This is a genomic window from Curtobacterium sp. TXMA1 (assembly GCF_020162095.1).
GTDB lineage: Bacteria > Actinomycetota > Actinomycetes > Actinomycetales > Microbacteriaceae > Curtobacterium.
Genome location: NZ_CP083910.1, coordinates 1057037 through 1070711, shown reverse-complemented (window position 1 = coordinate 1070711; position 13675 = coordinate 1057037). Strand labels below are relative to the sequence as shown.

The 13675-nt window shown below is 71.3% G+C and carries 9 protein-coding genes; 2 read left to right on the top strand and 7 right to left on the bottom strand.

Going from position 1 to position 13675, the window contains the following annotated elements; all coding sequences use genetic code 11:
* On the bottom strand, positions 1-2973 hold the full coding sequence (locus LCG91_RS05075) for an Rne/Rng family ribonuclease (RefSeq protein WP_224442712.1): 2973 nt from the start codon (positions 2971-2973) through the stop codon (positions 1-3).
* 327 nt (positions 2974-3300) lie between these two features.
* Here LCG91_RS05075 and LCG91_RS05070 point away from each other — a divergent pair, with 327 nt between their 5' ends.
* A complete protein-coding gene (locus LCG91_RS05070) occupies positions 3301-3909 on the top strand; it encodes a vitamin K epoxide reductase family protein (protein ID WP_224442711.1) in 609 nt (202 codons plus the stop codon).
* A 356-nt stretch (positions 3910-4265) separates the two neighbouring features.
* Here the strand turns inward: LCG91_RS05070 and LCG91_RS05065 are convergent, their stop codons facing one another.
* From LCG91_RS05065 to ileS, 5 genes are read right to left on the bottom strand one after another with little or no spacing between them, the layout of a single operon-like run.
* Entirely contained in the window at positions 4266-5114 is an 849-nt protein-coding gene (locus LCG91_RS05065) for a DsbA family protein (protein ID WP_058728427.1), read from the bottom strand.
* Between the two features lie 25 nt (positions 5115-5139).
* Entirely contained in the window at positions 5140-5559 is a 420-nt protein-coding gene (gene ndk, locus LCG91_RS05060; RefSeq protein ID WP_058728426.1) for a nucleoside-diphosphate kinase, read from the bottom strand.
* A 26-nt stretch (positions 5560-5585) separates the two neighbouring features.
* A complete protein-coding gene (locus LCG91_RS05055) occupies positions 5586-6002 on the bottom strand; it encodes a DUF4233 domain-containing protein (protein WP_058728425.1) in 417 nt (138 codons plus the stop codon).
* Positions 5999-7480 (bottom strand): bifunctional folylpolyglutamate synthase/dihydrofolate synthase, encoded by a 1482-nt coding sequence (locus tag LCG91_RS05050; RefSeq protein WP_224442710.1) that lies wholly within the window; start codon positions 7478-7480, stop codon positions 5999-6001. Before LCG91_RS05050 ends, LCG91_RS05055 begins: the two co-directional genes overlap by 4 nt.
* On the bottom strand, positions 7477-10731 hold the full coding sequence (gene ileS / locus LCG91_RS05045; RefSeq protein ID WP_224442709.1) for an isoleucine--tRNA ligase: 3255 nt from the start codon (positions 10729-10731) through the stop codon (positions 7477-7479). Before ileS ends, LCG91_RS05050 begins: the two co-directional genes overlap by 4 nt.
* Before the next feature lie 243 nt (positions 10732-10974).
* Between ileS and LCG91_RS05040 the strand changes: the two genes are divergently transcribed.
* Positions 10975-12009: a cation diffusion facilitator family transporter gene (locus LCG91_RS05040; RefSeq protein ID WP_058748844.1), complete on the top strand. Its 1035-nt coding sequence runs from the start codon at positions 10975-10977 to the stop codon at positions 12007-12009.
* 102 nt (positions 12010-12111) lie between these two features.
* Here the strand turns inward: LCG91_RS05040 and LCG91_RS05035 are convergent, their stop codons facing one another.
* Entirely contained in the window at positions 12112-13668 is a 1557-nt protein-coding gene (locus LCG91_RS05035; protein WP_224442708.1) for an ArnT family glycosyltransferase, read from the bottom strand.
* Positions 13669-13675 lie beyond the last annotated feature (7 nt).

The window sequence follows — 13675 nt, the reverse complement described above, 5'->3', positions numbered from 1 at the left end:
TCAGTTCCCCACGATCACGGAGCCGTCGTCCTGCCCGTCGCCGTCCGACGACGCCGGTGCGCTGATGCTCGGCGACGACACACGGCGCGACCGCGAACGGCCCTGCCCCGGCTGCTTCGGCTCCGGCAGCGCTTGCAGCACGGAGTCGAGCAGCGACTCGGCGTCGCCGCGGGACGGTCGCGGCTCGCGCTTGGTCACGGCCACCGGGATGTCGAGGATCGCGACGGTGTTCTCGGTCGGGGTGACGGGGGCACTCGAGCTCACGCGGCGACGGGCCGGCGCGGTCTTCGCGGGAGCCGGGTCCTGCTCGGGCGCCTCGGGAGCGGACCCCCGCGCCGGAGCCGCCCCGGACGCCGAGGTCCCGGCACGAGCGTCGCGGTCCGTCACGGCGGCGTCGGACGCGCGCGCGACGGCACGCTCCTCGGCGCCGCGCTCGGTTCCGTGCTCGTCAGCACCGCGCTCGTCGGCCCCGCGCTGTTCGGGTGCAGCACTACCGGCACCACGACCACCACGGCGGCGACGACGCTTGGAGCCGGACGGCTGCTCGCCGTCACGGTCTCCCGCGCCGGTGGCGCCCTCCGACCCGCGCTCGGGCGCGGAGACCGGGGAGGCGCTCGACGCGGGTGCGTCGGCAGCCGAGGACACCCCGGCCTCGGCCTCCGGCGTCGCGGCACCGCCGCGTGGCGACGCCACACCGGTCACCGGTGCGCCGGACGACGCCTCGTCGTGCGGCAGCGTCGAGGCCGCGATGCGGGACAGCGCGTTCTTGACGTCCTCGGTGATCTGGTGGGCCTGCGACGACTGACCGGCCGACCCGTTGCCGGAGCCGCCGTTGCCGACGTGCCCGGTGCCTCCCTGGCCGTTGCCGTTGCCGCCCGTGGAGCCGTTGCCGCCACGGCCCTTGCGACGCGACTTCGAGGGGCCGGGGTCCGCGTTGTTGTCGTTGACCTTGGCGTTCACCTCGTCGAGCGACTCGCGCAGCCCGACACCGATCTTCTTGCGGGTCATCTGCACGAGGCCGAGCGAGGTGACCTCGGCCACCTGGTGCTTCGTGCGGTCGCGGCTCAGGCACTCGACGAGTCGACGGAGCACCAGGTCGCGGTTCGACTCGAGCACCATGTCGATGAAGTCGATGACGATGATGCCGCCGATGTCGCGCAGGCGGAGCTGTCGGACGATCTCCTCGGCCGCCTCGAGGTTGTTCTTGGTGACGGTCTCCTCGAGGTTGCCGCCCGAGCCGACGAACTTGCCCGTGTTGACGTCGACGACCGTCATGGCCTCGGTGCGGTCGATCACGAGCGACCCACCCGAGGGCAGCCAGACCTTGCGGTCCAGGGCCTTCTCGATCTGCTCGTTGAGGCGGTACTCCTCGAACGAGTCCGGGCCGTCGTAGATCTCGACGCGGTCCTTGAGGTCGGGCGCGACGGCGTCGAGGTAGTCCTCGATCGTCCCTCGGGCCGCGTCGCCGTCGATGATGAGCTTCGTGAAGTCCTCGTTGAAGACGTCACGGACGATCTTGACGAGCAGGTCCGGCTCCGAGTGCAGCATGACCGGGGCGTGCCCGTTCTGCACCTTCTTCTGGATCGCCTCCCACTGGCTGGTGAGGCGCTGCACGTCGCGGGTGAGCTGCTCCTCGGTCGCGCCCTCCGCCGCGGTGCGGACGATGACGCCCGCGTGCTCCGGCAGGACCTCCTTGAGGATCTTCTTCAGGCGCGCGCGCTCGGTGTCGGGCAGCTTGCGCGAGATGCCGTTCATCGAGCCGTTCGGCACGTAGACGAGGTAGCGGCCCGGCAGGGAGACCTGCGAGGTCAGGCGCGCACCCTTGTGCCCGACCGGGTCCTTCGTGACCTGCACGAGGACCTTGTCGCCCGGCTTGAGCGCGGCCTCGATGCGACGGCCGTGGTTGCCGGTGTCGACCGAGTTCCAGTCGACCTCGCCGGCGTACAGCACGGCGTTGCGACCGCGGCCGATGTCGACGAACGCCGCCTCCATCGAGGGCAGCACGTTCTGCACCTTGCCGAGGTAGACGTTCCCGATGAGCGAGACGTTGTGCGACTTGGTGACGTAGTGCTCGGCGAGGACGTTGTCCTCGAGCACGCCGATCTCGATCTTCGACGAGCTCGAGCGCACGATCATCTGGCGGTCGACGCTCTCGCGACGGGCGAGGAACTCGTCCTCGGTGATCACGGTGCGGCGGCGACCGGCGTCACGGCCGTCGCGACGACGCTGCTTCTTCGCCTCGAGTCGGGTCGACCCCTTGATGCGCTGCGGCTCGGTGATGAGCTCCGGCTCACGGCGACGCGGCTCCTGGTGGTCGCGCGGCTCACGGACGCCGCGCTCCTGGCGGTCGGCGCTGCTGCCACGACGACGCGAGCGACGGCGGCTGCCGCCCTGCTCGTCGTCCTCGTCGTCGTCCTCGTCACGCGCGGCGCGCACCGGCAGGTCCGGCAGGACCGGCGCGTGGAAGATCAGGCTGAGGGTGCTGGTCGCCTTCGGCACGAAGGGCTCGTCCGCCTCGGGCGCGGAGGCGGGCTCCGGCCGGGAGGCACCGCTCGCCTCGTCCGCGTCCGTCGCCACCGCGGTGGCGGGCTCGGACGCGGTGGTTGCCTCGTCCGCGGCGGCCACCGCGGGCGCGCCGGCTACCTCGGTGACACCCTCGTCCGTCGATGCCGCGGCGCCCGTCTCCTCGACGACGGGCTGACTGCCCGTGACCGTCGACACGTCCTGGGGCTCCGCAGCGGCGGCCGGGACCTGCTCGACCGCGACCTCGACGGTGCCGTCCGACGGCGCGGTGCTCTCCGCGACCGGTGCGTCGTCGTCCGACGCGACTGTCTCGACACCCGAGGTGTCGGTGTCGACGTCACCACGGGCCTCCTGGCCGGTGGACCGGGCGCGACGGCTGCCGAACAGGCGGCCTCGGCGCTTCGGTGCGACTTCTTCGTTGTTCGGGTTGTCGGTGTTCTGCTCCACCATGGATCTGGTGCACTCCTCGGCCCCACTCGCGTCCTGTCGGACGGCGGGAATTCTGTGGTTGTCACGGGTGGCGTCCACGCCCCCGCGTTCGTTCTCGTGACCGTGGGATCCTGCGTGCGGTCCGGTGTCGTTCCGCGTCGGGCACCCGGCCCGACCGGCTCGGCACCAGAGGTGACGCGAGTCCCGGTCACGGCGCGCTCTCACCGCGCCTGATCGTCCGGGCTGCGCCCGGAAAGCTCTCTCGCCGCACGGATCGGCCGCGCGACTGCTGTCATTGTCGCACGAGGTGCCAGGAAAGGCCCGGAACGCTCGTGCGATGATGACGCCGTGAGCACGAGCGCAACCACGCCCCGCCGCCCGGTCGCGATGGCGGTCTTCCTCATCGTCACCGGAGCAGTCGGCCTCTTCGCCGCGTTCAACCTGGTGCTCGACGAGTTCGCGAAGTACGAGAACCCCTCGAAGGCGCTCAGCTGCGACGTCAGCCCGTTCGTGAACTGCTCGCAGGTGATGACGAGTTGGCAGGGCTCCCTGTTCGGCTTCCCGAACCCGCTGCTCGGCGTGATGGGCTTCGTCGCCCCGATCGCCGTCGGCGTGATGCTGCTCGCCGGCATGCGCAACGGGCACCGATGGTTCTGGGTGCTGTTCAACGCCGGGGTGTTCCTGGCGTGGGTGTTCGTCACCTGGCTGTTCACGCAGACCGTCTGGGTGATCGGGTACCTCTGCCCCTGGTGCCTGCTGGTGTGGAGCGTGACGATCCCGATGTTCTGGATCTTCACGACGTGGAACGCGGCGCAGGGTCGCTTCGGCGCCGGACCCCAGCGGCTCGGGCGCACGCTGCTGCCCTACTCGTGGGCGTTCGTGCTGGCGAACTACGCGGTGATCGTGGTCTGCATCCTCATCGTCTTCCCGCGGGTCCTCACGACGCTGCCGTTCTGACGCCGGAGCGCTGATCGCCCCGGCGCGCTGATCTGCCCGGCGCGCGGATCTGCCCGGCGCGCTGATCGGCCCCGCCCGCTCGCGCGCCGAGCGGGCCGGATCCGTCACGCTCGACGGCTGCCGAAGACTCCGCAGTGTGCCCGTTCCTTCCCATGACACGTGCAGTGCCGTGTGGGAACGGGCATCCCTGGTGGGACCGACGGATCAGGTACGCCCGGTTCCACTCGGTGTGCCCGGAACGCACAGATTTCCTGCCGCCAGGGGACGTGCACGGGCCCGGTCAGGGCCCGCCCCGGGACAGCACGCGGCCCCGCGCTCCCGGGGAGGGAACGCGGGGCCGCGTGGGGCGGGACCGACTACTTCGCGGCGGCCTCGATGGTCGGGACGACGTCGGTGAGGGTGCTCACACGCTGCCCGTTCACCAGGATCGTCGGCGTGCCGAAGCCCTGGGGACCGGCGACCGCGGGGTCCGAGGTCACCTGGTTCGTGATCTTCGTCACCCAGCCCTTGTACGTCTCGTTCGACAGGCACTCGGACACGTCGGAGCCGGTCGCTCCCCCGGCCTTCACCAGGTCGGCGATCTCGGCGTTGGTCAGGCCCTTCGTGCCCTCTTCCGGCTGCTTCTCGAAGAACTGCGTCTGCACGTCGAGGAACTTGTCCGGCGCGTAGTTCGCGACGCACATCGCGGCGTTCGCGGCACGGCTGGCGTAGCGCGAGCCGAGGTAGCTGCGGTCGAGGATCGACACCGGGTGGATCTCGAGCGTCGCCTGCCCGTTCTTCACGAAGTCGGTGATCTGGTCGGCGTAGGCGCCCTCGAACTGCTTGCAGACCGGGCAGGCCCAGTCGACGTACTCGACGACCTTGACCTTGCCGTCGCTGTCGGCGGTCGCGACCGGCGACGGGGTGCCGTCCGCCGAGACCGCTCCGGTCGTGACGGGCGTGATCTTGCCGTCGCCGCCGGTGAACTGGATGCCCCCGGTGACCATGTTCTTCGGGCCGGCAGCCGACGTGGTCCCGCCGCTGTTCACGTTCACCACGACGATCGCGATGATCGCCGCGACGGCCACGATACCCAGGCCGATGCCGCCCTGCAGGAACCACTTGTTGCGGCGCTTGCGGCGCTTCTCGGCGTCGGCCCGCTGCCGGGCGACCTCACGGGCGTGCTGGCGACGCTCGTTCTTGGTGGGACGGTCGTTGTTCGTCATCGCGTCTGTGCTCCGCTTCCGTCGATCAGGCGAACCAGAGCGCGAGCTCGCGGGCGGCCGACTCCGGGGAGTCCGAGCCGTGCACGAGGTTCTGCTGCACCTTCAGGCCCCAGTCGCGACCGAGGTCACCACGGATGGTGCCGGGCGCGGCCGAGGTCGGGTCCGTGGTGCCGGCGAGCGAGCGGAAGCCCGCGATGACACCGTTGCCGGCGACGCGCACGGCGACGACGGGGCCGGACTGCATGAACTCGACGAGCGGCTCGAAGAACGGCTTGCCCTGGTGCTCCTCGTAGTGCTGGTCGAGCAGCTCGCGCGACGCCGTCACCATCTTCAGGTCGACGATCTCGTAGCCCTTGGTCTCGATGCGACGGAGGACCTCTCCGGTGAGCTGGCGGGCGACGCCGTCGGGCTTGACGAGGACGAGGGTCTCTTCGAGGTCGGACACGCAGTTCTCCTGTGGTTCGGTGGTGGTCAGTCCTCGGCCTGGGCGGCCCGGAACGCGGCGTTCTGCCGGTCGAGCTGACCGCCCTTGACGAAGCAGAACACCCACAGCGCCAGGAACACCGCGCCGACCGCGAACATGAACGGTTCGATGAACCCGGTGGCGAGGATGGCCGCCTGCAGCAGCCACCCGAACCATACACCGGCCGGCTTGCCCGTCAGGCGTGAGGCAGCTGCGAGGACGATGATCGCCAGGATGCCCCCGCCGAACGCCGCGAGGGGCGGCAGCGTGCCCTTCCCGTAGACGACGAGCATCGGGAAGAAGAACATCACGGCCTCGAGTCCGAGGGTGATCGAGAGCAGGCTCTCGCGGGCTCCGCGCTGCGGGCGCGGCTTCCGCACGCGCGGCTGTCGGCCCGGCCGGGAGGCCCGTGGTGCGTCCGTCACGCTGCCCCGCCTTCCGCGTGGACCAGGTCCATGACCTTCCCCACCATGACGATGGAGCCCGCGACGAGCACGAGGGCGTCCTCGGCGTCCGCCTCGTCCGCCAGGTCGCGTGCCTCCTGCAGTGCCTGCTCGAGCGACGGCTCGACGACGACGCGGTCCTCGCCGACCTCGGCCACGACGATCCGCGCGAACGCGTCCGCGTCGAGTGCCCGGTCCCCCGGCGGCTGCGTCACGACGAAGGTGTCCACCGTGTCCGCGAGCGCCCGGACGAAGCCACGGGCGTCCTTGTCGCCGAGGATCCCGACGACGCCGACGACGTGCTCCGACGGGAACGCGACCGGCAGTGCCTCGGCCAGCGCGCGTGCGCCGTGCGGGTTGTGCGCGGCGTCGACCACGATGGTCGGCTCCTGCGCGATCGGCTGCAGTCGCCCGGGGCTGGTCGCGCTGGCGAGCCCCTCGGACAGGACGTCCTCGTCGAGTGCCTGGGACCCGCGCCCGAGGAACGACTCGACCGCGGCGATCGCGACGGCGGCGTTGTGCGCCTGGTGCTGGCCGAAGAGCGGCACGAAGAGGTCGTCGTAGCGCCCGGCGATGCCCTGCACGGTGACGAGCTGCCCGCCGACCGCCGGGGTGTCGGACACGACGGAGAACCCGGTGCCCTCGACCGCGAGCGTCGACTCGGTCAGCTCGGCCGCGCGCTGGAGCTCGGCGAACGCCTCGGGCGTCTGCGCGCTCGACACGACCGACGAGGACGGCTTGATGATCCCCGACTTGGTGCGGGCGATCTCGGCCACCGTGCTGCCGAGCTGCTTGGCGTGGTCGATCGCGATCGGGGTGAACACCGCGACCTGGCTCTGCACGACGTTGGTGGAGTCCCACTCACCGCCCATGCCGACCTCGATGACGGCGACGTCCACCGGCGCCTCGGCGAAGCACGCGAGCGCGAGGACGGTGAGCGCCTCGAAGAAGGTCAGCGGCAGCTCGCCCTTGGCGGTGAGCTCCTGGTCCGTCATCTCGAGGATCGGCGTGATGTCGTCCCAGTTCTCCACGAAGCGGTCCGCGGCGATCGGCTCGCCGTCGATCACGATCCGCTCCCGGATGGACACCAGGTGCGGGCTCGTCATGAGGCCGGTGCGGAGCCCGTGGGCACGGACGATGCTCTCCGTCATGCGCGCCGTCGAGGTCTTGCCGTTCGTCCCGGTGACGTGGATGACCGGGTAGGCCAGGTGCGGGTCACCCAGGAGCTCGACCGCGCGGCGTGTGGCGGTCAGCCGGCGCTCGGGCGCCTGCTCGCCGATGCGGGCGTACAGGGCTGCCTCGACCCGGCGGACCTCGTCGTCGTCCCCACCGTAGGGCAGTGCCTCGGTCGGGGCCTGGTCGCCGGACGGTCCGACCGGGATGCGGACCCCGGCCGTGTCGTCGAGCGGACCGAGGTCCTCGATGCCGTCGTGGTCGTCGTACTGCTCGCTGTCGCTCATGCGCGTGCCACCTCCACGGACACCTTCGCACCGTCGCCGACGTCCGAGCCCTCGCCGGGAGCGAACGTCGTCGTGCTCACCTCGACGCTCGTCGCCAGGGTCTCCCCCGCGATGAGCTGCTCGTGCGTGCGGACCGCGCCCTCCGCGTCGGCGGACACCCGGAGCGTCAGGCCGATGCGGTCACTGACGTCGAGGTCGGCGTCGCGACGGGCCTGCTGCACGGCTCGGACGACGTCACGCGCCAGCCCCTCGGCCTCGAGCACGGGGGTCGTCACGGTGTCGAGCACCGCGAAGCCGCCGCCGTCGAGGAACGCCACCGCGACGGACGGGTCCGCCACGGTGAGGTCGAGCGTGTACTCGCCCTCGACGAGGTCGACGCCGCCGACGGTCACGCCGGACTCGGTCGCGACCCAGTCGCCCTTCTTGGCTGCCGGGATCACCTGCTGCACCTGCCCGCCGATGCGCGGACCGGCTGCACGGGCGTTCACGGTGAGCTTCCGCTCGATGCCGTAGCGGCCGAGCGAGGACTCCTCCTGCTGCTCGAGCACGACCCGCTTGACGTTGAGCTCGTCGCGGAGGATGTCGGCGAAGGGCTCGATCGCCGACGGGTCGGGCACCACGAGGGTCAGCGTCGCGAGCGGCAGGCGGACACGACGGCCGGTGGCCTTGCGGAGCGCGAGCCCCTTCGAGGCGACGTCGCGCACGCGGTCCATCGCGCCGACGAGGGCGTCGTCCTCGGGGAACTCGTCGGCGTCCGGGAAGTCCTCCAGGTGCACGCTGCGCCCACCGGTCAGGCCCTTCCAGACCTCCTCGGTCACGAGCGGCGCGAGGGGGGCGGCGACGCGGGTGAGCGTCTCGAGCACGGTGTACAGCGTGTCGAACGCGGCGCGGGCCTCGGGCGACGACTCCGCGCCGAGCCAGAACTTGTCACGCGACCGACGGACGTACCAGTTCGTCAGCACGTCGGCGAAGTCGCGGACGGCCTGCGCCGCGAGCGGGGTGTCGAGTGCGTCGAGGTGCTGCTGGACGTCCGCCACGAGCACGCGGGTCTTCGCGAGCAGGTACCGGTCGAGCACGTCGGTGCTCGCCGTGCTGCGGGATGCCTGGTACCCGGTCTCACCCGACGCGTTCGCGTAGAGGGTGAAGAAGTAGTACGTCGACCACAGCGGCAGCAGGAACTCGCGGACGCCCTGGCGGATCCCCTCCTCGGTGACGACGAGGTTGCCGCCGCGGATCACCGACGACGACATGAGGAACCAGCGCATCGCGTCGGCGCCGTCGCGGTCGAACACCTCGGACACGTCCGGGTAGTTCCGGAGTGACTTCGACATCTTCTGGCCGTCCGAGCCGAGCACGATGCCGTGGCTGATGACGTTCCGGAAGGCCGGGCGGTCGAACAGCGCGGTCGACAGCGCGTGCATGACGTAGAACCAGCCGCGGGTCTGCCCGATGTACTCGACGATGAAGTCGGCCGGGCTGTGCTCCTCGAACCACTCGCGGTTCTCGAAGGGGTAGTGCACCTGGGCGTACGGCATCGAGCCGGAGTCGAACCAGACGTCGAACACGTCCGAGATGCGGCGCATGGTCGACTGCCCCGTGGGGTCGTCGGGGTTCGGGCGGGTCAGCTCGTCGATGAACGGACGGTGCAGGTCGACCTCGCCGTCGGCGTTCACCGGCAGGCGGCCGAAGTCACGCTCGAGCTCCTCGAGCGAACCGTAGACGTCCTGGCGCGGGTACGCCGGGTCGTCGGACACCCACACCGGGATCGGGGTGCCGAAGTAGCGGTTGCGGGACACGGACCAGTCGATGGCGTTCCCGACCCACCTGCCGAACTGGCCGTCCTTGACGTTGTCCGGTACCCAGTTGACGTCCTGGTTGAGCTCGCCCATCCGGTCGCGGAACTCGGTGACGCGGACGAACCACGACGAGACCGCCTTGTAGATGAGCGGCTTGCGGCAGCGCCAGCAGTGCGGGTAGCTGTGCTCGTAGGAGGCCTGGCGGAGCAGTCGGCCCTGCTCGCGCACGGCCCTGGTGAGCGGCTTGTTCGCGTCCGACCAGAGCATGCCGGCGACCTCGCCGAACTGCGCGGTGAAGAGGCCGCCCTCGTCGAGGGAGAGCACGACGGGGATGCCCGCGGCCGCGCAGACCTCCTGGTCGTCGGCACCGTACGCCGGCGCCTGGTGCACGATGCCGGTGCCCTCGCCCGTCTCGACGTACTCCGCGACGAGGATGCGCCAGGCGTGCTCGTAGCCCTCGGTCTCCGCCAGGAAGTCGAACAGGCGCTCGTACTCGACGCCGTCGAGTTCGGCGCCGGCGACCGTGCGCAGCACGGCGGCGGTCGCGTCGTCGGCGCTGTCGTAGCCGAGGTCCTTCGCGTGGGCGGCCACGGTGTCGGACGCGAGCAGGTACGTGGCGGAACCGGCGGCGCCACCGTCAGCCGCGCCTCCCGGCCCGGCCGGCACGACCGCGTACGCGATCTCCGGACCGACCGCGAGCGCGGCGTTCGTCGGCAGGGTCCAGGGGGTCGTCGTCCAGGCGAGCGCGCGGACACCCGTCAGGTCGAGCGATGCAGCGCGCGACCCCTGCAGCGGGAAGGCGACCGTGACCGACTGGTCCTGACGCGTCTTGTAGACGTCGTCGTCCATGCGGAGCTCGTGGTTCGACAGCGGCGTCTGGTCGTTCCAGCAGTACGGCAGGACCCGGAAGCCCTCGTACGCCAGGCCCTTGTCCCAGAGCTGCTTCCAGGCCCACAGGACGCTCTCCATGAAGGTGACGTCGAGGGTCTTGTAGTCGTCCTCGAAGTCGACCCAGCGCGCCTGGCGGGTGACGTACGCCTGCCACTCGTCGGTGTACTGCAGCACGCTCTTCTTGGCGGCCGCGTTGAAGACGTCGACGCCCATGTCGTCGATCTCGTGCTTCTCGGTGATGCCGAGCTGGCGCATGGCCTCGAGCTCGGCGGGCAGGCCGTGGGTGTCCCAGCCGAACCGGCGGTGCACCTGCTTGCCGCGCATGGTCTGGTAGCGCGGGAAGACGTCCTTGGCGTAGCCGGTCAGCAGGTGGCCGTAGTGCGGCAGGCCGTTCGCGAAGGGCGGGCCGTCGTAGAACGTCCACTCGGGGCAGCCCTCGCGCTGGTCGATCGACGCCTGGAAGGTGTCGTCGCCCTTCCAGAAGGCGAGGATCCCCTGCTCGACGGCGGGGAAGCTCGGCGAGGGCGTGACGCCGTCGGCGTTCGAGTTCAAGGGGTAGCGCACCGCATGGCTCCTGTGGTCGGGGTTCTCTGCCACGAGGACGGAGCGTGCTCCGCGGTACCACCTCGCTTGCCGTTCACTGCTCACGCTGCGACCGACCGCTCGTTCGCCGGAAGGGGGTGCGGTCCGGTCCGCCCGGTTCTACTGACGGCGGTGGGGCTGCCGCGTTCTTCCGGAGGCTCGCCGGTGATGGCCGGGTCGACGCCTGATGGGACGAGTCTACAAGAGTCGGAGCATGCTGGAGCGATGCCCTCGTCCGAGAAGCAGGACCGTCCGGAGTCCCTGCTCACCGTCGTCATCGCCTTCGCCGCCAACCTGCTCGTCGCCGTCGCCAAGACCGTCGCCTCCCTGATCTCGGGCTCGGCGTCGATGACCGCCGAGGCCGCGCACTCGTGGGCCGACACGGGCAACGAGATCTTCCTGCTCGTGGCGGAGCGGCGGGGTGCGAAGGAGCGGGACCGGAAGCACCCGCTCGGGTACGGCCGCGAGACCTACATCTGGTCGATGTTCGCCGCGTTCGGCCTCTTCACCGCGGGTGCCGTCGTGTCGATCTGGCACGGCATCACCGAGCTCGGCGAGACCGGGCCGGCCGAGGACGTCGTGCTCAACTACGTCGTGCTCGGGATCGCGTTCCTGCTCGAGGGCACGAGCTTCCTGCAGGCCTACCGCCAGGCGCACGGAGCCGCGACGAAGCGCCGCGTCCCGGTGCTCCGGCACGTGCTGCAGTCGTCGAACCCCACGCTCCGGGCGGTCTTCGCCGAGGACGCCGCCGCGCTGATCGGGCTCGTGATCGCGTTCCTCGGCGTGCTCCTGCACCAGCTGACCGGTCTCGCCGTGTTCGACGCGATCGGCTCCATCGCTGTCGGCCTCCTGCTCGGTGTCGTCGCGATCGTGCTCATCGAGCGGAACCGCCGGTTCCTGGTCGGCGAGGCGACGTCACCCGAGCTCGAGGACGCCGTGCTGACCGAGCTACTCCGCCGCGACGAGGTCGAACGCGTGACCTACCTGCACCTGGAGTTCGTCGGGCCGTCGCGGGTGTTCCTCGTCGCCGCGGTCGACCTGACCGGCAACGAGCTCGAGGACCACGTCGCGGTGCGGCTCCGCCGGGTCGAGGCCTCGCTCGAGGAGAGCCAGTACATCGAGGAGGCCGTGCTCACGCTGAGCATCCCGGGCGACGCATCGCTCGTCGCCCGTCGTGACGGCGAGGTGCCGGCGACCGTCCGGGACGGCACGGTCGAGGACGTCGCGGCCGGCGGCGCGGGGACGCTCCGCACCGAGTGAGCTCCGCCGACGACGGCCAGGGGCCGCGCCGACCCGTCAGGACCAGCGCGCTCACGCCCGGGCAAGCGCGCCTGCGCCCCGGTCAGCGCGTCTGCGCCCGGGTCAGCGCTCGATCGTCAGGGTCGACCCGGAGACCACGACGTCGCCGCCGCCCCGCGGGACCCACACACGCAGGTCGTCGACCCGGAAGGACTCGAGCGCGTCCGCCTCGTCCTGCGTGAACGCCCGCACCGCTCCGGGCACCGGGAACCGTCCGTCGGTCCCCTGCACGATCGCGGCGTAGCGTCCGTCGACCAGCACGTCGGACCCGCGCTGCGCGAAGTAGGGCCGCCAGGCCGGGGCGCCGTACGACGTGAACAGGATCGTCCCGCCGTCGACCCCGTGCGCGCGGAGCTCGGTGTCGAGCACCGCGATGCCCGCCGGCCGGACGTGCGCGACGGCCACGGCGAGCGCCGCGGTGGTCGACGCAGATGCGACGACGCCGGCCGCGACGAGCGCGACGAGCGCAACACCGAGCACCGGCACCCTTCCGGGACGACCGGGACGGCCGGCTCGTCGCCGGGCACCGGAGTCGTCGCGACGACCGGCCCGTCGGCGCGCCAGCTCGTCCCGGGCGAGCACGCCCAGCCGCGTCCACCCGACGGCGGCGAGCGCGAGCACGAACGGCATCCAGGCGTCGTAGTAGTGCGGCAGCGACACCGTGGACAGTGCGAGGAACACCATGAGCGGGACGAACGCGGCGACGAGGGTGAGGACCAGCCGGTCCGGGCGGACGACGACCGCAGCGACCGCGCCGACGAGGACCACCGCCACGAGGACCGGGCCGGTGCCCTGCGTGGCCCACCAGAACTGCGTCCACCAGGGAGCGAACCGGTAGGTCGTGCCGCCGAGGTCGACGAGGTGTCCTCCGTCGTCGTGCCGGGTCTGGAAGGCGATCATGTACGACACCGCGGAGACGAGCCCGAGTGGTGCGTAAGCGAGGCAGAAGGTCACGATCGCCGACACGGCGGCGATGGCCCCTCCGGTGAGCAGGTCCCACCACCGGCGGAAGAGCACCGGGAGCAGCACGATCGCGAGCACGACGAACGCCGCGGTCACCTTCGACGTGACGGCGAGGCCCAGCGCGGTGCCGGCGAGCCCGGCCCACCACCACCGACGTCGACCGTCCGTGGTCATCCACGCCCACCCGGCGGCGATCGCGACGACGGCGAACAGCACCATCACCGGTTCGAGCAGCGCGATGCGGTCGACGCGGACGGGCGTCGCCGACGCGGGGTCGAAGGCGTCGAGACCGGCGGCTCGAGGGGTGAGCCACCAGAGTCCGGCGGCGAACAGGGCGCCCCAGTGCCCGAGCGGGCGGCGCAGCCAGACGAAGAGGACGAGTCCGGTCAGGAGGACGGCGGCGGCGGCCACGAGGCGTGGGGCGAGGACCCCCTGCCCGAACAGGACCTGCGCGAGCCCGTAGAGGTACTTCGCGGTCGGTGGGTGCTCGAGGTTCGCGGTCACCGTGCCGTGGACGTACTCCCAGCCGGCCTGCACGTAGACGAGCTCGTCGACGTTGATGCCCTGGCGGCCGAGGTGCCAGCAGCAGGTCCACACCGCGAGCAGCGCCACCGCGCCGAACGCACTCCACTGGACCAGACCCGACCGTCGACGCACCGGACGA